Raw genomic sequence first — 23,498 nt, 5'->3', positions numbered from 1 at the left:
CACCTTTCCTTTTCTTCCCGAAAAAAATGTGAGCAGTTACGCTCACATTTGTTGTTCTTCTTCATAATCGCACGAAATACATTGTACTTGCACGCCTTTTTTCAACTTCTTCTCTACAAGCATGCCTTCACACTTCGGACATTTACGACCAATCGGCTTATCCCAAGATACAAAGTCACATTCTGGATACGTACCGCATCCATAGAAAAGGCGTTTCTTTTTGTTACTACGACGCTCAATAATTTGTCCTTCTTCACATTTCGGACAAGTTACACCGATTTCTTTCACAATCGGTTTTGTATTACGACAATCAGGGAAATTCGAACAAGCCATAAACTTCCCGTATTTACCCATTTTAAAGACCATTGGATGTCCGCATAATTCACAGTCTTCCCCAGCTGGCTCATCTTTAATTTCCACTTCACGCATTTCTTTTTCCGCTTTTTCTAAGCGCGGTTCAAATCCTACGTAGAAATCATCAACAATTTTCACCCAATTGGCATTTCCTTCTTCCACTTCATCAAGGCTTTGCTCCATATTGGCAGTAAATTCAATGTTAATAATTTCCGGGAAAAATTCTAAAATAAGTTCAATTACTATTTCACCAAGTTCAGTCGGAACGAAGCGTTTATTATCCAAGCCTACATATCCACGTTTTTGAATCGTTTCAAGTGTAGGTACATAAGTCGACGGTCTTCCAATTCCAAGTTCTTCAAGTGTTCTTACTAGACGAGCCTCTGTATAGCGCGGAGGAGGTTGTGTAAAATGTTGCTTCGGTTCTAAATCCTTCGAAAATACAGTTTCCCCTACTTCTAAAGGCGGCAACATCTTATCCTTTTCTTCAGCACCATCATCTTTCGACTCTACATACACTTTCATAAATCCTGGGAACTTTACAACCGATCCACTTGCACGGAACTGAACATTGTTATTAATGAGTCTCGCTGTCACAGTATCCATTATAGCAGACGCCATTTGACTTGCAACAAATCGCTCCCAAATCAATTTATATAATCGAAGTTGATCACGACTTAAGAAACTTTTTAGTTCCTCTGGCTTTCTCATTACCGAAGTAGGACGAATTGCCTCATGTGCATCTTGTGCATTTGACTTTTTCGTTTCTTTCTTCTTTTCTGTTCCTATGTATTCCGTACCATACGCTTCAGTGATGTAAGTACGAGCCTCTGTTTGAGCTGTTTCTGAGATACGTGTTGAATCAGTTCTCATATACGTAATAAGACCTACAGTTCCTTGTTTTCCAAGATCTATCCCTTCATACAATTGCTGTGCAAGCATCATCGTTTTCTTTGCTCGCATGTTTAACTTACGTGCTGCTTCTTGTTGCAAGGAAGATGTTGTAAACGGTAATGCAGGATTACGTTTTCGCTCTTTGCGCGTTACATTTTCAACTGAAAACGCATTGTCTTTCATCTGTTCAATTATTTCATTCACTTGCGTTTCATTCGTTAATTGAACCTTTTCCCCATCTACACCGTAAAAGCTTGCTTCAAATGTGTCTTTTCCTTTTACAAATTCTGTTTTAATTGTCCAGAATTCTTCAGGTTCAAAGCTTTGAATTTCCTTTTCACGTTCGATGATTAAACGAACTGCTACAGATTGTACACGCCCTGCACTTAATCCTTTTTTTACTTTCTTCCATAATAAAGGACTAATATTGTAACCAACAAGACGATCAAGTATACGTCTTGCTTGTTGTGCATCTACTAAATCCATATTAATTGCACGAGGATGTTTAAATGATTCTTTGATTGCATCTTTCGTAATCTCATTAAACACAACCCGACAATCTGATTCAACGTCCACATTTAACGTATTCGCTAAATGCCAAGCAATTGCTTCCCCTTCGCGGTCTGGATCGGCCGCGAGATAGACTTTCTTTGCTTTTTTCGCCGCTGATTTTAAATCTTTTAAGACGGGACCTTTACCACGAATGGTAATATACTTCGGGGTGAAGTTGTTCTTTACTTCTATCCCCATTTGACTTTTTGGCAAATCGCGAACATGTCCCATAGACGCGACAACTTTGTATTTTTTCCCTAAATATTTCTCAATGGTCTTCGCCTTAGAAGGCGACTCCACGATCACGAGGTAATCTGACATGCTAGTGCCTCCTTAAGAGGTGGATTCAAGTCTTCATTAATCTTATTGATTTCTCTTGTTTTTGTCAATCAAGAATGAATATACCATACAGTGCCAATCTACCATTTGTCAATAATTGTTTAATAAAAATTTAAAAATATAAGGTTAATTTAAAATCTCTTCCAAGATATCTTCTGCATTTCTTACTAATTTTGCGCCTTGTTGAATAAGATGATTTGTTCCCGATGCCCCCTCTATAAATATAGGTCCAGGAAGCGCAAACACCTCTCTATTTTGCTCTAACGCAAGGTCTGCAGTAATAAGTGTCCCACTTCTCGATTTCGCTTCTACAACTAAAACACCTTTACTTATACCACTAATAATCCGGTTCCTTTTTGGAAAATACCATTTTTTCGGTGCATAGTGCGGAGGATACTCTGTCAATAACAATATATATTCCTTCCACATTTCATATAAATGTCTATTTTCTTTCGGATACATAAACGACAATCCATGCCCTAATATCCCAATAGTGGGACAATGATGCCTTACTGTAATCTCATGAGACATTGTATCTATCCCTTTTGCAAACCCACTGACAATAAGCCACTCTCTTTCTAATAAAGGGTGTAAAATAAATTTCAAGCTCTCATGACCATATAATGATGGTTCTCTCGTTCCAACAACTGCTAATTTATTTACTTTATTTAGAAAATCTTTCTCTCCTTTTCCATATAAAACGAAGGGAGGGTCTTGTATTTCACGTAATAATTGTGGATAATTTTCATCCCATATCGTTATATAAAAGATACGATTTTTCTCTAAATAAGATATATATTGCGGAAGATTTGAACTTTGAAGAAATTTCACTAGTTCTGAAGATTTTTTCGAGGATATTCCAGTGTAGTGCTCCATTTGTTTTTCGTTAAAATTATATATGTTCTTTAATTCTGGATCGACATATAGTAGCCTCTCCATCGCTTTCCAATAATCTGCTAGCAAGTAATGAAGATGTAATAACCGCTCTCTTTTCATCTTGATTCTCCTTACCCATAATTTTTATTATGTAAACAGAAAAAAGTGTAAAAAGACACCCTCAAGTAAGAAGGTGTCTTTCAACAGATTAATAGTTTTTGCAAGTCTCAAATAGACCTTTTTCTTTTAAAACAGAGATTAGCGTTTCTCCCATAACTGCTGGAGTTTCAGCTACTTTAATGCCACAAGCTTCCATTGTTTTAATCTTTTCAGCAGCAGTTCCTTTACCACCAGAAATGATTGCACCAGCATGGCCCATACGTTTGCCAGCAGGCGCTGTTTGACCACCAATGAAGCCTACAACAGGTTTTGTCATATTAGCTTTTACCCATTCAGCTGCCTCTTCTTCTGCTGTACCGCCGATTTCACCAATCATAATTACAGCATGTGTTTCTTCATCTTCATTAAATGCTTTTAACGCATCAATAAAGTCTGTACCGTTAACAGGGTCTCCACCGATACCTACAGCAGTAGATTGGCCAATACCTTCTTGTGTTAATTGATGTACAGCTTCATACGTTAATGTACCAGAGCGAGATACGATACCAACATGACCTTTTTTATGAATATATCCTGGCATAATACCAATCTTACATTCATCTGGTGTGATTACACCTGGGCAGTTTGGTCCAAGTAAACGTGTATGTTTACCAGCCATATATCTCTTTACGTTTACCATATCTAATACAGGAATTCCTTCAGTAATACATACTACTAAATCAATTTCTGCATCAACTGCTTCCATAATTGCATCTGCCGCAAAAGCGGGTGGAACGTATACAACTGAAGCGTTTGCGCCTGTTGCTTTCACTGCATCTTCTACTGTATCAAATACTGGTACACCTTCAATATCAGTGCCGCCTTTACCTGGTGTTACACCACCGACAATTTTCGTACCGTATTCAATCATTTGTTTTGTATGGAATAAACCTTGAGAACCTGTAATACCTTGAACAATAACTTTTGTATCTTTATTAACTAATACGCTCATTTTTCTCCCCCGCTTTCTATTAGCCCACTAGTGAAACAATTTTTTGTGCACCGTCTGCCATAGATTCTGCTGCAACAATATTTAAGCCAGACTCATTTAAAATTTTCTTACCTAGTTCTACGTTTGTACCTTCAAGACGTACAACTAAAGGTAACTCAAGACCTACTTGTTTCGTTGCTTCAATAACACCTTCTGCAATAACATCACACTTCATAATACCACCAAAAATGTTAACGAAGATACCTTTTACATTTTTGTCAGAAAGGATAATTTTGAATGCTTCTGTAACTTTTTCAGCAGTTGCACCGCCACCAACATCTAAGAAGTTAGCTGGGTCACCGTGGTAATGTTTAATGATATCCATTGTAGCCATCGCTAAACCTGCACCATTAACCATACAACCGATATTTCCATCTAAAGGAATGTAGTTTAAATCGTATTTTGAAGCTTCAATTTCTTTTGAATCCTCTTCATCAAGATCACGAAGCTCTAAAATGTCTTTATGGCGATATAACGCATTAGAATCAAAGTTTAATTTTGCATCTAATGCCATAACTTTACCTTCACCTGTTGTAACAAGTGGGTTAATCTCAGCGATAGAGCAATCTTTTTCGATAAACGCACGGTATAAGCCCATCATAAACTTCACAGCTTGTCCTACAAGCTCTTTTGGAATATTGATGTTAAATGCAATTCGGCGTGCTTGGAAACCTTGTAAGCCTACTGCTGGATCAATATATTCTTTAAAGATTTTTTCAGGTGTTTTTTCTGCTACTTCTTCAATTTCTGTTCCGCCTTCTTCAGACGCCATTAAAACAACTTGAGAAGTTGCACGATCTAAAACTAGACCTACATAATATTCTTTTTTAATATCGCAACCTTCTTCGATAAGTAAGCGTTTTACTTCCTTACCTTCAGGACCTGTTTGATGTGTCACAAGTGTAGTTCCTAAAATGCTTTCTGCATATGTACGAACTTCATCTAAATTTTTTGCAACTTTTACTCCGCCAGCTTTGCCGCGTCCACCAGCGTGAATTTGTGCTTTCACTACACATACATCTGTTCCTAGTTCTTTCGCTGCTTCTACAGCTTCTTCTACTGTAAATGCAACCTTCCCGTTCGGAACGCTAACCCCATAGCTTCTAAGGACTGCCTTACCTTGGTACTCATGGATATTCATGGTCCCATCCTCCCCTGTTTTCCTGTTTTACTCGAAAAGTTTTTTAATGTTTAAAAAACATTACATTGCCATTGTATAAGATGATTGGCACGCTGTCTACAATAAAGTGTCAGAAAACTGAAATCGCTTTATTCTTTTTCGAAAATAGTAATGTTTATATGCCAAAATAAAAAATAAGCTGTATATTTACAGCTTATTTTTGAATCATATCTTTAATTGGCGCGAATGACTTTCGGTGTTCATCTAATACTCCATGCACTTCAATTGCCTCTAAATGTTGCTTTGTGCCATATCCCATATGTTGCTCAAATCCGTATTCAGGATACTTTTCTCCCAGTTCTTTCATCATACGATCTCTCGTTACTTTCGCAATAATAGATGCAGCTGAAATAGAAATACTTTTCGCATCACCTTTAATAATTGAGGTTTGCGGAATTGGTGTAGGAAGCTTCATCGCATCAATTAATAAATGTTGGGGTGTACAAGATAAATTTGCAACTGCATCTAACATTGCTTGTTTCGTTGCTTGGTAAATATTAATGTCATCAATAACTTGCGGTGATACAATTCCTACTCCAATTGCAATTGCTTGTACTTTTATTTCATCATAAAAACGCTCACGTTTCGCTTCACTCAGCTTTTTTGAGTCATTTAACCCTGGAATATAAAAATCCTCTGGAAGGACGACAGCTGCCGTCACAACAGGCCCAGCCAACGGGCCACGCCCTACTTCATCAATACCCGCGATATATGTGACCCCTTTTTCACGCAAAGCATTTTCATACTTGGACATTTCAAAAAAATTCTCTTTTTCTTTCTGTTCTAACTCTTTTTGTTTATACCACTTCAAAACGAGCTTTTGAACGCCTTTTCGCTCATCTTTCATTAACAGTTGAAAGCGATCATCTTCTTCATTCATAATTTCTTTCAATACATTTTCCGCTTCTTTTATCGTCATTTTTTGCATTTATACAAACTCCTTTTTAAACGTATCCAAAAAGAAAAGACGCACAAACGCACGTCTTATACTTCTTCTATTTTTTCCACATCTTCTACTTGCTCTGCAAACTCTTCCGGTGTTTCAAACGTCATTTTTCCAAGTTTGCCACCACGAAGCTCACGAAGTACAAGCTCAGATGTCTTATCATAATCAATCATTCCGCCGCCCATTAAGCAGCCTCTATTTTTTCCAATTGCATCGAATAATTCCACAATATCTTCTGGAATCTCATTTAAATTATAGCGTTCTTTCAAGCGTTCTGGATATTGTTTCTCCATAAAACGTAATGCGTAAACAGCTACATCTTGTAAATTTAAAATTGAATCTTTAATTGCACCCGTCGTCGCTAAGCGAAGACCCACTAATTGATCTTCAAATTTAGGCCACAGAATACCTGGCGTATCTAACAATTCCATTTCCTTCCCAACTTTAATCCATTGTTGAGCTGTTGTCACACCTGGACGATCTCCTGTTTTAGCAATATTTTTCTTTGCCAATTTATTAATTAATGTAGATTTACCAACATTTGGTATACCTACAATTAATGCACGAATCGCTCTCGGTCTAATACCTTTTGCAACCATTTTATCAAATTTTTCTTTAACAAGCACTTTACAAGCTGCTGCAATTTCTTTCATACCTTGTCCAGCTTGCGCGTTAATCGAAATTGCCATATGACCTTTTTCTTTAAAATATGCGATCCATTGTTTTGTTAAACGGTCATCTGCCATATCCGCTTTATTTAAAACAACAAGCCTTGGCTTATGTGTAATGATTTCATCAATCATTGGGTTTCGAGATGATAATGGTAATCGAGCATCTACAAGTTCAATTACAACATCAATTAATTTTAATTTCTCCGTTACTTGGCGTCTAGCCTTCGCCATATGCCCTGGAAACCATTGAATTACCATGTTGCCACCTTCTTTTTCATTTATTTCACAATACGTGCGTCTTCTAACGGCCAATATAACATATTAGCTTTACCAATTACTTGATCCATTGAAATCGTACCGATTGAACGGCTATCTTTACTAAAACGACGATTATCACCTAAAACAAATAATTGATCTTTTGGAACGGTTTTCTTGCCTGTCATTTCTTCAAGATTAAAATCATATGTAAGCGGTCCGTCAGCAATTTGCTTTTTCTGCTTGTCTAAATACGGCTCCTCATAAGCCTTTCCGTTAACATACAGCTTATCATTACGATACTCTATTTCATCGCCCGGTAGGCCTATAATGCGCTTAATGTAATCTTTATCTTCTGTTGCTCGAAATACGATAATATCAAAGCGTTTTGGATCTCCAATGTGATAACCAATTTTATTTACAATCATTCGATCACGATCATGTAAAGTAGGTGCCATCGATACCCCGTCTACGAGAATTGGCGCAAAGAAAAACTGTCTAATAACACCAGCTAATACAACAGCAATCAAAATTGCTTTAATCCATTCCCAAAGTGAACTCTTCTCTTTTTTCATGCATTTCCCCTCCACGGTTATGTAAGCTGTTCGTATTATACCAAAATTTCATATAGATTGGAAAAAGGGAGCTTGTGCATTTACAAGCTCCCATACATGTCTTATCGAATTTCTTTAATACGTGCTTTTTTACCGCGAAGGTTACGTAAGTAGTATAACTTAGCACGACGTACTTTACCACGGCGAAGTACTTCGATTTTCGCGATTCTTGGCGTGTGAACTGGGAATGTACGCTCAACACCTACACCGTAAGAAATCTTACGAACTGTGAATGTTTCACTAATTCCGCCACCACGACGTTTAATTACAACACCTTCGAAAAGCTGAATTCTTTCACGAGTTCCCTCAACAACTTTTACGTGTACACGTAAAGTGTCACCAGGACGGAATGAAGGAAGGTCAGTTTTTAATTGGCCTTTTGTAATTTCTGCGATTAATTGTTGCATATTAAATTCTCTCCTTTAAACAGATGCTCTTATAAAGTCTTAATAAATTACAGCGGAACATCGTTAATACGGCTACTGATTTCAGTAGCACAAATGTTATAATAGCATATTACTAGGCCTGTTGCAATAGCAAATATATGAAGTTATTACTGCTCTCGCTTTATTTCCTCAAGCCATTTTTTCTCTTGTTTAGATAGATCTCTATCATCTAACAAATCAGGTCTACGCGTATACGTACGGCGCAAAGATTCCTTATGTCGCCATTCGTCAATATTTTTATGATTCCCTGACATTAATACATCCGGTACCTTCATACCACGAAAATCAGCCGGACGTGTATAATGAGGATGCTCTAATAAACCTGTACTAAACGAATCCTCTACTTGTGAAGCATGATTTCCTAGCACGCCTGGCAAGAGACGTACAACACTATCAGTAATAACCATAGAAGCTAATTCTCCGCCCGTTAATACATAGTCACCAATAGAAATCTCATCCGTTACGAGATGCTCACGAATTCGTTCGTCATACCCTTCATAATGCCCACATACAAAGATCAAATGTTCTTCCCCTGCAAGCTCTTCCGCTTTGTTCTGCGTAAATCTTTCGCCCTGCGGACACATTAAGACAACTCTCGGCTTACGCTCTGTCTCTTTCGTCAAATCTTCTACAGCGTCAAAAATAGGCTGAGGAGTAAGCACCATACCAGCTCCTCCGCCGTAAGGATAATCGTCTACGCTATTATGCTTACTTGTTGTATAATCACGAAAGTTAACAACACGAAGGTTTACCGCTTCCTTTTCTTGTGCCTTCTTTAATATAGAAGATCCAAATACACCGGTAAACATGTCTGGGAACAACGTTAAAATATCAATTTTCATTATAGCAATCCTTCCATTACATGAATGGTTACTAATTTATTTTCAATATTAACTTGAAGTACAACGTCATCAATATAAGGAATTAAGAGATCTTGACCCTTCGGACGTTTAATCACCCAAACATCATTTGCACCAGGAGAGAGAATCTCTTTGATTGTCCCTAGCGCTTCTCCTTCTTCCGTTACAACGCTGCAACCAATAATTTCGTGATAGTAGTATTCACCTTCAGCAAGTTCACCTAACTGCTCTTCCGGTACTTTTATTAAAGAACCTTTAAACTTCTCTACTTCATCTACATTGTTATATCCTTCAAATGTTAATAAATCGAATGTCTTATGTTGGCGATGAGAAGTTACCTTCACTGGAAGATAGTCTGTGTCTTTCTCATTCGATATGTATAGCGTGTTTCCTACTTTATATCGCTCTTCTGGAAAATCAGTACGAGAAATCACACGGATTTCTCCTCTTACTCCATGAGTATTTACAATTTTCCCTACGTTAAACCACTTTGTCATAAATAGTATGTCACCCCTGGTTTCTATATAAATTAAGCATCTCCATTTCATAGATGGAACATGCAATCTCTATTTAAATGTTAAAAAAGGGAGAGGAATAACTCCTCGCCCTTTTTACGTTTATTGAATTTCCAGTGTTACTTTTTCATCATTATGATGTCCCACTGAATACAAGAGCATTCGAATCGCTTTCGCAACTCTCCCTTGCTTTCCAATGACTTTTCCAACATCCTCAGGATGTACAGTTAATCGATACTTTATCTCTCCGTTGCAAAGTTCCTGTGTAACTTTTACATCTTCAGGATGATCGACAAGAGGCTTGACAATCGTCTCGACTAACTTCTTCATAGTCATTGCCTCAATTACTTACCTTGTTTAGATAAGTGGAATTTCTCCATGATACCTTGGTTAGAGAATAAGTTACGAACTGTATCAGATGGTTTAGCACCATTTCCTAACCATTTTAATGCTGCTTCTTCGTCGATCTTAACTTCAGCTGGTTGAGCAACTGGATTGTAAGTTCCGATTTCCTCAATGAAACGTCCGTCACGAGGAGAACGAGAATCTGCAACAACTACACGATAGAAAGGAGTTTTTTTAGCTCCCATACGTTTTAAACGAATTTTAACTGCCATTTATAAAGCACCTCCGAATTTATTTCACACAGATAATTATATTAGCAAAAAGACTATTGCTTTGTAAAGTATTTTTTCTTAACAGAGCCATCTTTTTTTCCTTACATGAATGGAAACTTCAATCCACCTAGTCCTTTTTTCTTGCCTTTTTGCATTCCCGTCATCGTCTTCATCATTTTTTTCATGTCATCGAATTGCTTAATTAGACGATTGATTTCTTGTACAGTTGTACCGCTACCTTTGGCAATGCGCTTTTTGCGACTAGCATTGATTATTTCCGGTTGTTCTCGTTCTAATTTAGTCATAGAACGAATAATTGCCTCAATATGCCCAATTTGTTTTTCATCAACTTGCGCATTTTTCAGCCCTTTAATTTTATTTGCACCAGGAAGCATTCCTAACAATTCATCAAGCGGTCCAAGTTGACGCACTTGTCCAAGTTGTTCTAGGAAATCGTCAAGCGTAAACGAAAGCGTACGCATTTTTTGCTCAAGTTCTTTTGCTTTCTCTTCATCAACTGTAGCTTGCGCTTTTTCAATCAATGTTAAGACATCGCCCATCCCTAAAATACGGGATGCCATACGCTCTGGATGGAACGCTTCAATTGCATCTAGTTTTTCACCCATACCAGCAAATTTAATCGGTGTGTTTGTTACAGCCTTAATAGATAATGCAGCACCACCGCGGGTATCACCATCTAATTTCGTTAATACAACACCTGTTAAACCTAACTGTTCATGGAAACTTTGTGCAACATTTACCGCGTCTTGTCCCGTCATCGCATCGACAACAAGGAAAATTTCATCCGGTTTCGCAACTTCTTTAACTTTCGCTAATTCATCCATTAGTTCTTCATCAATATGCAGGCGACCCGCTGTATCGATTAAAACATAATCATGATGATCTTCTTTTGCTTTTGCAATCGCTTGTTTCGCAATTTCAACAGGACTTACTTGATCTCCTAAAGAAAATACAGGCATGTCCAATTGCTTCCCTAATGTTTCAAGCTGTTTAATCGCTGCTGGACGGTAAATATCCGCTGCAACAAGCATCGGTTTACGATTATGCTTTTTACGAAGCAAATTCGCAAGCTTACCTGTCGTCGTTGTTTTACCCGCACCTTGCAGACCAACCATCATAATAACAGTCGGTGGCTTATTAGCAACAGCAATTTTGCTTTGCTCTCCGCCCATAAGTTCTGTAAGTTCTTCCTGTACAACTTTAATTACTTGTTGTCCAGGTGTCAAACTTTTCATTACATCTTGTCCGACAGCACGTTCAGACACACGCTTCACAAAATCTTTTACTACTTTAAAGTTAACATCTGCTTCTAAAAGAGCTAGACGAACTTCTCTCATCATTTCTTTCACATCGGCTTCAGAAACTTTTCCTTTGCCGCGGATTTTTTGCATTGTCTGTTGAAGTCGGTCGGCTAATCCTTCAAATGCCATATTGCCGCCCTCCTAATCTAATTTTTCGATAGCTTCAACAACTTGTTTCATTTCTTCATTCACATGCTCTTCTTCGCTGATTAGCTGTTTTAGCTTTGCAACAAGTCGCTGTCGCTCTTGAAACTTTTGAAGTAATACTAATTTTTCTTCATATTCTTCAAGCATCGCTTCAGTCCGTTTAATGTTATCATACACGGCTTGGCGACTTACATCAAATTCTTCCGCAATTTCACCAAGAGATAAATCATCTAGATAATAAAGCGACATATAACTTCTTTGTTTTTGCGTTAACAACGATTGATAAAAATCAAATAAATAGTTCATTCTCGTTGTTTTTTCGAGCATGTTGGATCATCCTTTGTTAAGTGATTTCCCTTTACATAAGTTAGTTTACATGGAGTCCAAAAGAGTGTCAAGTTCTTTTCTTAACATCATATATTTTTATAGAAAAAGAAGCGGAAATACCGCTTCTTTCGCTTACGCTTCTTCTGTTTCTACTAAGTTCGCAAATAAACCATACACATATTGTTCTGGATCAAACTGCTGCAAGTCATCCATTTGCTCTCCTAATCCAACAAACTTCACCGGTACATCAATTTCGTTACGAATCGCTAATACAATACCACCTTTAGCAGTTCCATCTAACTTCGTTAAAACAATACCTGTTACATTCGTTGCTTCACGGAATGTTTTCGCTTGGCTTAAACCGTTTTGTCCTGTTGTTGCATCAATAACAAGCAATACTTCATGAGGAGCACCTGGTACTTCACGCTCAATTACACGCTTCACCTTCTCTAACTCTTTCATTAAGTTTACTTTATTTTGCAAGCGTCCTGCTGTGTCACATAGTAATACATCTACCTTACGTGCTTTTGCAGCTTGTACAGCGTCATACATAACCGCCGCTGGATCAGATCCAGATCCTTGTTTAATCACTTCTACACCAACGCGATCGCCCCATACTTCTAATTGTTCAATCGCCCCAGCACGGAATGTGTCTCCTGCCGCCAATAAGACTGACTTACCTTCTGATTTAAACTTATGCGCCAGTTTACCAATTGTCGTCGTTTTTCCTACACCGTTAACACCAACAAATAAAACAACCGTTAATTGGTCTTCTTGCATATTAATTTCGTTACTAAAATCGCTGTCACCTTTGTAAATTCCTACTAGTTTTTCTGAAATAACAGCTTGTACTTCTTTTGGATCTTGAATGTTACGACGTTGTACTTCTTCTTTCAATTGATCAATTAATTCCATTACCGTTGCGACGCCAACGTCTGCACCGATTAAGATTTCTTCTAACTCTTCGAAGAAATCTTCGTCCACTTTACGGTAACGATACACTAAATCATTCACTTTATCCGCAAATGAATTTCTAGTTTTTTCTAATCCGTGTTTAAATTTCTCTGTAACTGTATCCGTTTGTTTTGAAATTTTTTCTTTTAGTTTTTTAAAAAAACTCATACTTTCCCATCCTTCCTATTCACTTGCAATAAGTTCTTCTCCGGCATCTAAACGAACCGAAACAAGTTTAGATACCCCTGATTCTTGCATTGTTACACCGTACAACACATCAGACTCTTCCATTGTACCTTTTCTATGTGTAATTACAATAAACTGCGTCTCATCACTAAATTTCTTTAAATACTGTGCAAAACGAGCTACATTCGCTTCATCAAGGGCGGCCTCTACCTCATCTAGTACACAGAACGGTACTGGGCGCACTTTTAAAATACCAAATAAAAGCGCAATTGCCGTTAAAGCACGCTCTCCACCTGAAAGTAAACCTAAGTTCTGCAATTTCTTCCCTGGCGGTTGTGCTACAATATCAATACCCGTATTTAGTAAATCCTCTGGATTAGTCATTACTAAATCCGCTCTTCCGCCTCCAAATAACTCAGAGAATACCGATTGAAACTCCATTCTAATGCCTTCAAACGTAGTAAAAAAGCGTTTTTTCATTTCTTCATCCATTTCGGTAATAAGCTGGTGCAATGTCGTTTTCGCTTCTTCTAGGTCGTCTCTCTGCTCTAGTAAAAATGTATGACGCTCCGCTACGCGTTCATATTCATCAATTGCCCCTAGGTTCACTGTACCTAACTCTTCTATGGATAATTTGATTAATTTCACTTTCTTACGCGCATCTTCTGCAGGCATTGTCATTGTATATTTTAGTTTTGCCGCTTCAAATGAAATCGTATATGTTTCACGTAAATGTTGTAATCTATTTTCCAACTCTACATCAAGTCGGTTTATTTTCACTTCTTGATCTTTCAACATTTCAATAATATATTTATGTTTACCTGTCGTTTCTTTCAAATTACGCTCTAAATGTTCTACTCTCTCTTGCAACGAGACACGTTGTTCGCGACGAGAGCGAATTAATTCTGAAGTTTGATTACGATCATACGCTTTCTTCTCAATCATATTCGTAATTTGCTCTTCACCACTTGAATTAGATGTCATTTCTTGTTTTAAGAAAGCTAAATCCTCTTTCGTTTTTACAAGTGTCGCATCCGTTTCTTCTTTTTCCTTCGTAAATCGTTCAACTTTTTCTTTTTGATTAGATAAGCGTTGTTGCTTTTCAGCTACCAGCACTTTTAACTCAGTCATTTCTTTTTGAACTTTTTCTTTTGAAGAATGTTGCTCACTTTTTTGTTTTGTTAAAGCTACAATTTTACTATCTAACTCTGTGATATCAGCTTGAAGATTCGTTAAAATCCCTTCTAACGCCTCTTTACGCCCTTGTGTTTTTACTCGATCTTGTAAAAAACCTTCAATCTCTAAATCATAAATAGACAAGCGGTCATTAATACGATGTTCTTCTAATTCTAAACGATTAATCTCTTCTCTTAATTTCTGCTCATCTACACGCTCTGCTTCTACAGTTTTCCTTAGTTCGCGTATTTTCACTTCTTTTTCTTGAATCTCTTGTTTTACTGCTTTAACAAAGTTTTCTAACTTCGTTGTTTTTTCTTCCATATCAGTTAACTTGCGAGTCCACTCTTCCAGTTCACGTTGGCGTCCTAATAAAGAAGATTTCGCTTGTTTTACCGCTCCACCAGTCATAGAACCGCCAGGATTCACTACGTCCCCTTCGATTGTTACAATGCGATAACGGTATTGCAGTTGTTTCGCCAACTCATTTGCTCCGCGTAAATCTTTCGCAACAATAACAGTACCTAATAAATTTGAAACTACATTTTCATATTTATTATTGTACTGCACAAGTTCTGCCGCCACACCTACAAACGATGGGTGTTGATTTACAATGCGTAATTGCTCAAATGATAACGACCTACTTTTAATAACAGCTTGCGGTAAAAACGTTGCACGCCCATGTTTATTTTGCTTTAAAAATGCAATTGCATTACGAGCATGTTCCTCTGTTTGTACAACAATGTGCTGCATCGCTGCACCTAGAGCGATTTCCATTGCAACTTCGTATTCTTTAGGTACCGTTAACAGTTCCGCAACAGCACCCTCGATACCTTGCAACCTATTTTCTCTAGCTTTCAATACTTCACGTACACCTTGATAGAAGCCAGAATAATCTTCTTGCATCTCTTCAAGCATTTCTTTTCGAGAACGTGCCTGTTGCACAAATTGATATGCTTGATACAGTTTTGTTTCATTTTCACTATACTGCGTCTTACATTTCCCGAGCGCCGCCTCTGTCTTCTGTATGTTTGAGAGGATGCCAGCTACTTTTTCTTTCACTTGTTCGTAATTTTCTACAAGTTTCGTCTTTTTCGCTGTAATTTCCATACGCATTTCTACATATTTCGCATTCTCTTCATCCAGCCGCTCGTTTTTAGACGTTTGCTGTTTAGATTGTTCTTCAATCATAGATAATTCATTGCGATGACTAGCTTGTTGATTTAAAAGTTCAATATAGTCACCTTTTAAATTCTCAATCTGTTCCTCTAAATTGTCAGCAAAAGTAGCAAGTAGTTGCTCATTATCATGCAATTTTTGCTCTAACTCTTTTACTTCATTCACAAATTGCATTAAAGCTTCTGTACTTGACGCAATTTCACCATCGTAACTTTTAGCTTTCTCTGTTAATTCAACAATTAACTGCTCAAGTTGCGCACAATGCGTCGTAGCATTTTGCTTTCTCTCTTTTAACAACTCGCGCTGTCCTTCTAGTTTTTCTAGCTCTTTACTAGAAAGAAGAAGTACTTCTTGCAACGAATCTACAGACTCATCTACCGCTTGTAATTGTCCTCGTAATTCCTCAAGCTCTTCTTCACTTTTTTGTAAATCCGTTGACATTTTAGCTTCTTCGTCTTTATTATGCCCAAACTGATTTCGAAGCGCTTCCCATTTCTCATGCAATTCTTCAATTTCATGTACAATAAGCGCAGCTTCTACTTTCTCTAATTCTTCTTTATTCTCAAGATAATCTTTCGCAATAGAAGCTTGTCTTTCTAAAGGTTCTACTTGACTACTTAATTCATGAATTATATCTTGTACACGATTTAAGTTTTCTTGTGTTTCTGCTAACTTCCCTTCAGCTTTCTTTTTGCGAAGTTTGTATTTCAGTACGCCTGCCGCTTCTTCAAATACACCTCGACGCTCTTCTGACTTACTACTTAAAATCTCTTCCACTTTCCCCTGGCTAATAATTGAAAAAGCTTCTCTTCCCATACCAGAGTCCATAAATAAATCGATAATATCTTTCAATCTACATGATTGTTTATTAATATAAAAATCACTATCACCTGAACGAGATACACGACGTGTTACACACACCTCATTGTATTCAATTGGTAAACGTTGATCTTCATTATTTAAAGTTATTGTTACTTCAGCAACATTAACCGCTCTCCTCGTATCACTGCCTGCAAAAATAATATCCTCCATCTTTGCACCACGTAATGATTTTGCAGATTGTTCACCAAGTACCCAGCGAATCGCATCAGTAATATTACTTTTCCCGCTTCCATTAGGGCCTACTACAGAAGTTACACCTGGGACAAAATCAACAGATACACGCTCAGCAAAAGACTTAAATCCTGCTATTTCTAATCTTTTTAAAAACACGAAAGGCCTTCCTCCTATTCTCCGTTGCTATAACTGTTATCTATACAAAAACGAGCTATCATACGGATTTCCCTTCCTTTTATTCACAAACAAAAAGAAAGTTTCATTCTATGCATAAGGAATCCCCCTCATTCAAAGGGGGATTCCTTATAGTTGTTCTTTTAATTTTTTCAATGCTTCTGCAGCAGCTTGTTGCTCTGCTTCTTTTTTCGACTTACCACTACCAAGACCTAAAGCTACGTTATTTAACGTAACACGTGACACAAATTCTCGATTGTGAGCTGGTCCTTTTTCTTGCAAAATTTGATACTCAACATTGCCACTACCATCACGCTGAATCAATTCTTGTAACTGACTCTTATAATCCATCACATGAGAAAAAGCACCCTCATTAATTTTCGGATATACAATTTCTTTTAAGAATTCCCAAACTGTTTCTAACCCTTGATCAAGATAAAGGGCACCAATAAACGCTTCAAAGACATCCGCTAATAAAGCTGGTCGTTCACGTCCACCTGTCATTTCTTCACCTTTTCCTAATAAAACAAGGCTACCAAATGACAATTCGTTCGCAAAACGAACAAGAGATGGCTCACATACAATAGCTGCACGTAGTTTTGTTAACTCTCCTTCGCTCATTGTCGGATATTTTTGAAACAGATACTGCGATACAGTAAGTTCCAATACTGCATCTCCAAGAAATTCAAGACGCTCGTTATCTTCATGCGGTTTTTTTCGATGCTCATTCACATACGATGAATGCGTAAATGCTTGAATCAATAATTTTTCATCTGTAAACGTAATACCTATCTTTTCTTGAAACACTTTAAATGCTTCACGATATTTTGTTTCGTATTTTTTTTCTCTATATTTTCGGTACGGCATAGGTCCCTCCAGATATAAGCCAGAAAGCCCCGCTAAAAAACGGGACTTCACTTAAGCATTATAGATGACTCTCTATGTAAGTCACAGCATCGCCAACAGTAGCAATCTTTTCAGCATCTTCATCAGAAATTTCCATTTCGAATTCATCTTCTAATTGCATTACAAGTTCTACTACATCTAGGGAGTCTGCTCCTAAATCTTCCTTGAAGCTTGCAGCTGGTACTACCTCAGTCTCTTCTACTCCTAAACGATCAACGATGATTTTTGTTACGCGCTCTAAAACATCTGCCATTCCATTCACCTCCCCTCAAATATTATATTAAATATTGACCAAAAAAACTAGGTGAAATCGATTCTTTTATTACATTACCATACCGCCATCAACATTTAACGTTTGACCTGTAACATATTTGCTTTGATCAGAAGCAAAAAACGTTACAGCATTCGCGATATCTTGCGCTTCACCAAATTGAGCAGCTGGAATAACTTTTAACATTTCTGCTTTAATATTCTCATCTAGTACATCTGTCATATCAGTCGCAATAAAGCCCGGCGCAATTGCATTCACTGTAATATTTCGACTTGCTAACTCTTTTGCAGATGTTTTTGTTAATCCAATAACACCCGCTTTAGCAGCAACATAATTAGCTTGCCCTGGGTTTCCTATAACACCAACAACCGAAGCGATATTTATAATTCTACCGTGACGTTGACGCATCATATAGCGAGATACTGCTTTTGTACATAAGAATACACCTTTTAAGTTTGTATTAATAACTGTATCCCATTCTTCTTCTTTCATACGCATTAATAAATTATCTTTTGTTACACCAGCATTATTTACAAGAATATCAACTTGTCCAAATGTATCTACTGTTTGTTTCACCATATTTGTAACATCATCAGCATTTGCAACATCTGCTCTTACCGCAATTGCATCAGAACCTAATTTCTTAATTTCATCTACTACTTCATTTGCTTTTTGTTCATTACCTGCATAATTCACTACTACATTTGCCCCTTGTTTCGCTAAATCGATCGCAATCGCGCGACCAATTCCACGTGAAGCGCCAGTTACTAATGCTACCTTCCCTTTTAACATCAGTTTTCTCCTCTCAAATTTGAAATGGTATCTTTTAATGTCTCTTCATCATATATCGCATATGCTTTCACTGATGAATCAATCGACTTCATAAGTCCAGCAAGTACTTTTCCAGGTCCAATTTCAATAAATGTATCTACTCCCTGCTGCACCATACATTCAATAGACGGGTACCATAATACAGGCGAATAAAGCTGTTCGATTAACTTTTCTTGAATGTCTGCACCACGTGTAATAACATCCGCTGTAACATTTGCAATAACAGGAATATTCGTGTCATGAATTGTAATTTCATTTAAAACACTTTGGAACTTCTCAGCTGCCGGCTTCATAAGTGAAGAATGGAAAGGCCCACTTACTTTTAGTGGAATTGCTCTCTTTGCACCATTTTCTTTCGCTCTTTGAGAAGCAACCTCTACACCTTGCTTCGTTCCAGAAATCACAATTTGCTTCGTACTATTCATATTAGCGATTTGCACTGCATATCCTTCACTTGTTACTTCTTCTGTAACTTGTTTCAGCATATCTAGGTCAGCACCTAATATAGCTGCCATCGCACCTTCCCCGTCTGGAACAGCTTCTTCCATATATTCGCCACGTTTCCTTACAGCATATACAGCATCTTCAAAAGTTAATGCACCAGCTGCTACAAGAGCGCTATATTCACCTAAACTATGACCAGCGACAAAGTTAGGTGTAATGTCATACTCTTTCAAAGCTGTCAAAATAGCAAAACTCGTTGTTAATAATGCAGGCTGAGCATTTGTTGTTAATGTAAGCTTTTCCTGCGGTCCTTCAAAAATCACTTCTGAAAGTGAATCTTGTAACACCTCATCTGCTTTTGCAAACACTTTTGCAACCTCTTTATTATTCTCTGCTAATTGTTTACCCATTCCAACTGCCTGTGAACCTTGGCCCGGAAAAAGAAATGCTATTTTTCCCATTTCAAATCCTCCTCTTATTGGAGTGACTCTTTCTCCATTACGCTTGAAATTGTAGGAATTACTTCTTTCGCTACCATTTCTCTCGTTTGACGAATCGCACTAAATATCGACTGGTCATTAGAAGAACCGTGAGCCTTAATGACAGGTGCTTTCAATCCAAATAATGCAGCTCCCCCATACTCCGAATAATCCATTTTATCTTTTAATACCATAAGTTTTGGCTTTAATACCGCCGCTGCTAATTTGCTCGTAAACGAACTCATTAGTTGTTCTTTCAACATAGAGAATAGCGCAAGTGCTGTTCCTTCTAATGATTTCAACGCTACATTCCCTGTAAAACCATCACATACAACAACATCTGCTACACCTTGCAATAAATCTCTCGATTCAACGTTCCCAACGAAATTAATTGGCGCATCCTTAAGCATTGCAAATACTTGCTTTGAAAGCTCGTTTCCTTTTCCATCCTCTGTTCCAACGTTTAATAGTCCAACACGAGGATTTTCAATTCCTCTTACCTTCTCAGCATAAACAGATCCCATTACTGCATATTGATATAAATGAATTGATTTTGCATCAACATTTGCTCCAACATCTAACATAACAAAACCTTTTCCATCTACAGTTGGCATTGTAGGCGATAAAGCTGGTCGCTCAATTCCTTCCATACGACCGACAACAAATAATCCAGCTGCCATTAAAGCTCCTGTGCTACCTGCGGATATACAAGCGTCTGCTTCTCCATCCTTTACTTGCTGTGCCGCAAGTACCATTGAAGCTTGTTTTTTTCGACGAACCGCTCTTACTGGTTCTTCCGTCGATTCTATTTTTTCGTCTGTATGAAGAATAGTAATTCGTTCATCACTCGTTAAGTATTGACGAATTTCCTCTTCTTTCCCTACTAACGTAATATGTAGATCAGAATATTCCTTAATAGCTTTCATTGCCCCTAATACTACAGCCTTTGGAGCGTGATCTCCGCCCATTGCATCTATTGCGATTTTCATAAGTTGTTACCTTCCTCACTATAATTACTAGATCGATACATTTCAAAAGTGCCTGTAAAAACAAGTTCTTCTCCAACGAAGCTACGCACTTTGACAACCGTCCGTCCCTTATCATTCTCTACGTCTTCAACACGCGCTTTTGCAACAACACGCTCTCCTAATTTTACAGGGCGAATATATCGAATGGTAGACTTTGCAGTTAAAGCTAATTCTTCATCAATAACCGCAACAGCTAGTGAGTTTGCTTGCGCAAACAGATGATGCCCACGGGCAATTTGATTTCTTTTAAATACATGTTCTACCTTTACTTCAAAGATAGAGATTGCATGTCTATCTAATTCAATATCAATAATTTCTCCGACAACCTCTTCTAACGGTAAAGATTTCACATCTTCTTCATGTTGCTTTGTAGCTACATGTTTAATTCTCTCTCTTAATTCAGGAATAGACAATTCCATACGATCCAGTCGTACTGTTTGTATACTCACTTGAAATTTTTCCGCTAAATCTTCATCCGTAATAAAAGGATTTGATTCGATTGTTTGTTGTAATAATTCTTGTCTTTCTTTTTTACTTCTTCTTTTCTTCATACCGCACCATCCATTTTTATGACTAGGTACTAACAGTAGTATATAATCATTGAAAGTAGAATGCAACAATTTTTTTGTTGACTCCCTTTAATCGAGCTTCTCTCCTTGGAACACACCTGTCCCATCAAGATACGTACGCAAGGCAGCGTATTGATCATTGTGCCAAAATGCTTCTGACTCTACTAGTATCGCCGCATCTTGCCTTGCTGTTTCTAACGCTCGATAATCGTGTACCATGTCAGCAACCTTAAATTCCGGTAAGCCACTTTGCTTACTCCCAAAGAAATCTCCAGGACCTCGTAATTCTAAATCTTTTTCTGACAATACAAATCCATCATTTGTTTCAGTCATTATGCGCATTCTTTCTTTTCCTGTTTCTGATTTAGGGTCTGCTATTAATAAACAATATGATTGTTCACTACCACGCCCGACACGCCCTCTAAGCTGATGAAGCTGCGATAAACCGAAACGTTCTGCATCATAAATAACCATCACAGTCGCATTCGGTACGTTCACACCAACCTCAACAACTGTTGTCGATACAAGAATTTGCACTTTATTTTCACTAAACTGTCCCATTATCTCTTCTTTTTCCTGAGACGATAATCTCCCATGCATCAATCCAACTTGGCATTTCCCTTGGTAATGATGCGTCAGCATACTATGTAAGTCGATAGCATTTTGCACATCAAGTTTCTCAGATTCTTCAATTAGAGGACAAATAACGTATGCCTGTCTTCCTTTTTTTATCTCCTTCTCAACAAAACCGAGGACGCGATCTAACATATCATGTTTTGCCCAGTATGTTTCAATCACCTTTCTCCCTGCTGGCATCTCATCGATTATTGAAACATCCATCTCTCCAAATGCAGTAATTGCAAGCGTACGCGGAATTGGTGTCGCTGTCATAAATAATACATCTGGACTTTCACCTTTCTCCCGTAAAACTCGGCGCTGCGCTACACCAAATCGATGCTGTTCATCCGTAATAACGAGACCCAACCTATGAAATATAACTTCATCTTGAATTAAAGCGTGCGTTCCAACAAGAATATCTATTTCTCCTTGTTCTAACTTCGCTAAAATGTCTCGTCGTCTCGCACCTTTAACAGAACTTGTTAGCAGTTCCACCTTCATACCAAAATGCGAAAACGTTTCAGCAAGCGACTGATAATGTTGCTCAGCTAAAATTTCTGTAGGAACCATTAAAGCACCTTGATAATGAGCTAATTTCGATGCATAAAGGCCAATCGCAGCAACAACTGTTTTCCCAGAACCAACGTCACCTTGTAATAGTCGGTTCATCCGATAAAGAGATGTCATATCTTTTAAAATTTCATCTACAACTCGGCGCTGCGCACCCGTTAACGGAAACGGCAGTGCATCGATAAATTCTTGTAATTCTACTGACGGAATCTCTTTCTTCGTCCCTTTTGAATTTTCCCTCTCCATTTTCCTCAGCGTTTGCATTTTCAGCTGAAATAAGAAAAATTCCTCATATACAAAACGGCGACGCGCTTGCTTTAAATCCTCCTGTCCTACCGGAAAATGCAAAGCCTTAAGTGCTTCATATCTTGGTAATAATTTATACCGGCCTAACAAACCATCCGGTAACACTTCGACTATAGAATCTCCATATTCCTTTAACGCTTGAGCAATAAAACGACGCATCTGTTTTACTGTAAGTTTCCCCTTTACTGAGTAAACTGGCTCCACTTCTTGTTGACGTACAACTGGCCCAAAATGAAGTTCTGATACAGCAATTGTTTGACGATGTTGATCCCATTTACCAGTAATCGTTACCGTTTCATCTAACGTTAATTTTTGCTTATAGTAAGGCCTATTAAAACATACCGCCGTAATTAAATAACGACCGACGAGAACACGAACTGTTAGACGCGATTTCTTCTTACCATAATATTGCAGCAAAGGAGCACTATGAACCTTCCCTTCAACCGTTACACGTTCATCATGCTTTACTTCAGCAAGATCTTTCATCGCATAATCTTCATAACGGTACGGAAAATGTTCTAATAGATGAGAAACTGTATAAATCCCCATCTCATGTAGTAACTCAGATGTTTCTCCTCCGATCCCCTTTACATCCGTAACAGGAACTTGTACAACATCATTCAAGATTCTCACACCCCGTCACATTATTTTCTTTATTGCATTTTATTTGAGTACCAATTAGCATC

Annotated in this window: 23 protein-coding genes; all 23 read right to left on the bottom strand. The window is 37.8% G+C overall.

Features of this window, described 5'->3' with window-relative positions; all coding sequences use genetic code 11:
• Positions 1-42: 42 nt before the first annotated feature.
• A complete protein-coding gene (gene topA / locus ASE54_RS07320) occupies positions 43-2,121 on the bottom strand; it encodes a type I DNA topoisomerase (RefSeq protein WP_001286957.1) in 2,079 nt (692 codons plus the stop codon).
• 144 nt (positions 2,122-2,265) lie between these two features.
• The gene (dprA, locus tag ASE54_RS07315; RefSeq protein WP_000818044.1) at positions 2,266-3,135 is read right to left on the bottom strand and encodes a DNA-processing protein DprA; all 870 of its coding nucleotides are present in this window, start codon (positions 3,133-3,135) and stop codon (positions 2,266-2,268) included.
• Between the two features lie 88 nt (positions 3,136-3,223).
• Positions 3,224-4,126: a succinate--CoA ligase subunit alpha gene (gene sucD, locus ASE54_RS07310; RefSeq protein WP_000115178.1), complete on the bottom strand. Its 903-nt coding sequence runs from the start codon at positions 4,124-4,126 to the stop codon at positions 3,224-3,226.
• A gap of 19 nt (positions 4,127-4,145) precedes the next feature.
• Entirely contained in the window at positions 4,146-5,306 is a 1,161-nt protein-coding gene (sucC, locus tag ASE54_RS07305; RefSeq protein ID WP_001020791.1) for an ADP-forming succinate--CoA ligase subunit beta, read from the bottom strand.
• A 193-nt stretch (positions 5,307-5,499) separates the two neighbouring features.
• Complete coding sequence (locus ASE54_RS07300) at positions 5,500-6,273, bottom strand: ribonuclease HII (protein ID WP_001171121.1); 774 nt, start codon at positions 6,271-6,273, stop codon at positions 5,500-5,502.
• Between the two features lie 56 nt (positions 6,274-6,329).
• Positions 6,330-7,220: a ribosome biogenesis GTPase YlqF gene (gene ylqF, locus ASE54_RS07295; protein WP_000236705.1), complete on the bottom strand. Its 891-nt coding sequence runs from the start codon at positions 7,218-7,220 to the stop codon at positions 6,330-6,332.
• 20 nt (positions 7,221-7,240) lie between these two features.
• Complete coding sequence (lepB, locus tag ASE54_RS07290) at positions 7,241-7,792, bottom strand: signal peptidase I (RefSeq protein ID WP_000711853.1); 552 nt, start codon at positions 7,790-7,792, stop codon at positions 7,241-7,243.
• 101 nt (positions 7,793-7,893) lie between these two features.
• Positions 7,894-8,238, bottom strand: a complete 345-nt coding sequence (gene rplS, locus ASE54_RS07285; protein ID WP_001186516.1) for a 50S ribosomal protein L19 — start codon at positions 8,236-8,238, stop codon at positions 7,894-7,896.
• Positions 8,239-8,384: 146 nt separating this feature from the next.
• On the bottom strand, positions 8,385-9,119 hold the full coding sequence (gene trmD, locus ASE54_RS07280) for a tRNA (guanosine(37)-N1)-methyltransferase TrmD (RefSeq protein WP_000686905.1): 735 nt from the start codon (positions 9,117-9,119) through the stop codon (positions 8,385-8,387).
• The gene (gene rimM / locus ASE54_RS07275; protein ID WP_000170272.1) at positions 9,119-9,634 is read right to left on the bottom strand and encodes a ribosome maturation factor RimM; all 516 of its coding nucleotides are present in this window, start codon (positions 9,632-9,634) and stop codon (positions 9,119-9,121) included. Before rimM ends, trmD begins: the two co-directional genes overlap by 1 nt.
• 120 nt (positions 9,635-9,754) lie before the next feature.
• Positions 9,755-9,982, bottom strand: coding sequence for a KH domain-containing protein (locus tag ASE54_RS07270; protein WP_000737393.1), 228 nt, complete (start codon positions 9,980-9,982; stop codon positions 9,755-9,757).
• A 14-nt stretch (positions 9,983-9,996) separates the two neighbouring features.
• Positions 9,997-10,269: a 30S ribosomal protein S16 gene (rpsP, locus tag ASE54_RS07265; RefSeq protein ID WP_000268748.1), complete on the bottom strand. Its 273-nt coding sequence runs from the start codon at positions 10,267-10,269 to the stop codon at positions 9,997-9,999.
• A 101-nt stretch (positions 10,270-10,370) separates the two neighbouring features.
• Positions 10,371-11,720 (bottom strand): signal recognition particle protein, encoded by a 1,350-nt coding sequence (gene ffh, locus ASE54_RS07260; RefSeq protein ID WP_000863460.1) that lies wholly within the window; start codon positions 11,718-11,720, stop codon positions 10,371-10,373.
• Between the two features lie 12 nt (positions 11,721-11,732).
• The gene (locus ASE54_RS07255) at positions 11,733-12,065 is read right to left on the bottom strand and encodes a putative DNA-binding protein (protein ID WP_000891062.1); all 333 of its coding nucleotides are present in this window, start codon (positions 12,063-12,065) and stop codon (positions 11,733-11,735) included.
• A 132-nt stretch (positions 12,066-12,197) separates the two neighbouring features.
• Complete coding sequence (gene ftsY, locus ASE54_RS07250; protein ID WP_000007640.1) at positions 12,198-13,187, bottom strand: signal recognition particle-docking protein FtsY; 990 nt, start codon at positions 13,185-13,187, stop codon at positions 12,198-12,200.
• A gap of 15 nt (positions 13,188-13,202) precedes the next feature.
• Positions 13,203-16,772, bottom strand: coding sequence for a chromosome segregation protein SMC (smc, locus tag ASE54_RS07245; protein WP_000478964.1), 3,570 nt, complete (start codon positions 16,770-16,772; stop codon positions 13,203-13,205).
• A 147-nt stretch (positions 16,773-16,919) separates the two neighbouring features.
• On the bottom strand, positions 16,920-17,657 hold the full coding sequence (gene rncS / locus ASE54_RS07240; RefSeq protein WP_001146875.1) for a ribonuclease III: 738 nt from the start codon (positions 17,655-17,657) through the stop codon (positions 16,920-16,922).
• 58 nt (positions 17,658-17,715) lie between these two features.
• Positions 17,716-17,949 (bottom strand): acyl carrier protein, encoded by a 234-nt coding sequence (acpP, locus tag ASE54_RS07235; RefSeq protein ID WP_000786062.1) that lies wholly within the window; start codon positions 17,947-17,949, stop codon positions 17,716-17,718.
• A gap of 69 nt (positions 17,950-18,018) precedes the next feature.
• Complete coding sequence (gene fabG / locus ASE54_RS07230) at positions 18,019-18,759, bottom strand: 3-oxoacyl-[acyl-carrier-protein] reductase (protein ID WP_000911774.1); 741 nt, start codon at positions 18,757-18,759, stop codon at positions 18,019-18,021.
• On the bottom strand, positions 18,759-19,703 hold the full coding sequence (gene fabD, locus ASE54_RS07225) for an ACP S-malonyltransferase (RefSeq protein WP_000515908.1): 945 nt from the start codon (positions 19,701-19,703) through the stop codon (positions 18,759-18,761). Before fabD ends, fabG begins: the two co-directional genes overlap by 1 nt.
• A gap of 14 nt (positions 19,704-19,717) precedes the next feature.
• Positions 19,718-20,710 (bottom strand): phosphate acyltransferase PlsX, encoded by a 993-nt coding sequence (plsX, locus tag ASE54_RS07220; RefSeq protein WP_000684103.1) that lies wholly within the window; start codon positions 20,708-20,710, stop codon positions 19,718-19,720.
• Positions 20,707-21,300 (bottom strand): transcription factor FapR, encoded by a 594-nt coding sequence (fapR, locus tag ASE54_RS07215; protein WP_000747349.1) that lies wholly within the window; start codon positions 21,298-21,300, stop codon positions 20,707-20,709. Before fapR ends, plsX begins: the two co-directional genes overlap by 4 nt.
• Before the next feature lie 87 nt (positions 21,301-21,387).
• Positions 21,388-23,436, bottom strand: a complete 2,049-nt coding sequence (recG, locus tag ASE54_RS07210; RefSeq protein ID WP_014895327.1) for an ATP-dependent DNA helicase RecG — start codon at positions 23,434-23,436, stop codon at positions 21,388-21,390.
• Positions 23,437-23,498: the final 62 nt, after the last annotated feature.

Origin of the sequence: Bacillus sp. Root131, from assembly GCF_001429475.1 — a bacterium.
Classification (GTDB): Bacteria; Bacillota; Bacilli; order Bacillales; family Bacillaceae_G; genus Bacillus_A; species Bacillus_A thuringiensis_S.
Note: the sequence above shows the minus strand (reverse complement) of the source record. Positions and strands in the feature narration are given on the sequence as shown.

Excerpts from the sequence above, each read along its gene's own strand:
- ftsY (WP_000007640.1), bottom strand. The coding sequence starts at position 13,187 with ATGAGTTTTTTTAAAAAACTAAAAGAAAAAATTTCAAAACAAACGGAT.
- acpP (WP_000786062.1), bottom strand. The coding sequence starts at position 17,949 with ATGGCAGATGTTTTAGAGCGCGTAACAAAAATCATCGTTGATCGTTTA.
- trmD (WP_000686905.1), bottom strand. The coding sequence starts at position 9,119 with ATGAAAATTGATATTTTAACGTTGTTCCCAGACATGTTTACCGGTGTA.
- ylqF (WP_000236705.1), bottom strand. The coding sequence starts at position 7,220 with ATGGTAATTCAATGGTTTCCAGGGCATATGGCGAAGGCTAGACGCCAA.
- ASE54_RS07300 (WP_001171121.1), bottom strand. The coding sequence starts at position 6,273 with ATGCAAAAAATGACGATAAAAGAAGCGGAAAATGTATTGAAAGAAATT.
- ASE54_RS07270 (WP_000737393.1), bottom strand. The coding sequence starts at position 9,982 with ATGAAGAAGTTAGTCGAGACGATTGTCAAGCCTCTTGTCGATCATCCT.
- rplS (WP_001186516.1), bottom strand. The coding sequence starts at position 8,238 with ATGCAACAATTAATCGCAGAAATTACAAAAGGCCAATTAAAAACTGAC.
- ASE54_RS07255 (WP_000891062.1), bottom strand. The coding sequence starts at position 12,065 with ATGCTCGAAAAAACAACGAGAATGAACTATTTATTTGATTTTTATCAA.
- lepB (WP_000711853.1), bottom strand. The coding sequence starts at position 7,792 with ATGAAAAAAGAGAAGAGTTCACTTTGGGAATGGATTAAAGCAATTTTG.
- dprA (WP_000818044.1), bottom strand. The coding sequence starts at position 3,135 with ATGAAAAGAGAGCGGTTATTACATCTTCATTACTTGCTAGCAGATTAT.
- fapR (WP_000747349.1), bottom strand. The coding sequence starts at position 21,300 with ATGAAGAAAAGAAGAAGTAAAAAAGAAAGACAAGAATTATTACAACAA.
- fabD (WP_000515908.1), bottom strand. The coding sequence starts at position 19,703 with ATGGGAAAAATAGCATTTCTTTTTCCGGGCCAAGGTTCACAGGCAGTT.
- topA (WP_001286957.1), bottom strand. The coding sequence starts at position 2,121 with ATGTCAGATTACCTCGTGATCGTGGAGTCGCCTTCTAAGGCGAAGACC.
- rpsP (WP_000268748.1), bottom strand. The coding sequence starts at position 10,269 with ATGGCAGTTAAAATTCGTTTAAAACGTATGGGAGCTAAAAAAACTCCT.
- sucC (WP_001020791.1), bottom strand. The coding sequence starts at position 5,306 with ATGAATATCCATGAGTACCAAGGTAAGGCAGTCCTTAGAAGCTATGGG.
- plsX (WP_000684103.1), bottom strand. The coding sequence starts at position 20,710 with ATGAAAATCGCAATAGATGCAATGGGCGGAGATCACGCTCCAAAGGCT.
- rncS (WP_001146875.1), bottom strand. The coding sequence starts at position 17,657 with ATGCCGTACCGAAAATATAGAGAAAAAAAATACGAAACAAAATATCGT.
- fabG (WP_000911774.1), bottom strand. The coding sequence starts at position 18,759 with ATGTTAAAAGGGAAGGTAGCATTAGTAACTGGCGCTTCACGTGGAATT.
- ffh (WP_000863460.1), bottom strand. The coding sequence starts at position 11,720 with ATGGCATTTGAAGGATTAGCCGACCGACTTCAACAGACAATGCAAAAA.
- sucD (WP_000115178.1), bottom strand. The coding sequence starts at position 4,126 with ATGAGCGTATTAGTTAATAAAGATACAAAAGTTATTGTTCAAGGTATT.
- rimM (WP_000170272.1), bottom strand. The coding sequence starts at position 9,634 with ATGACAAAGTGGTTTAACGTAGGGAAAATTGTAAATACTCATGGAGTA.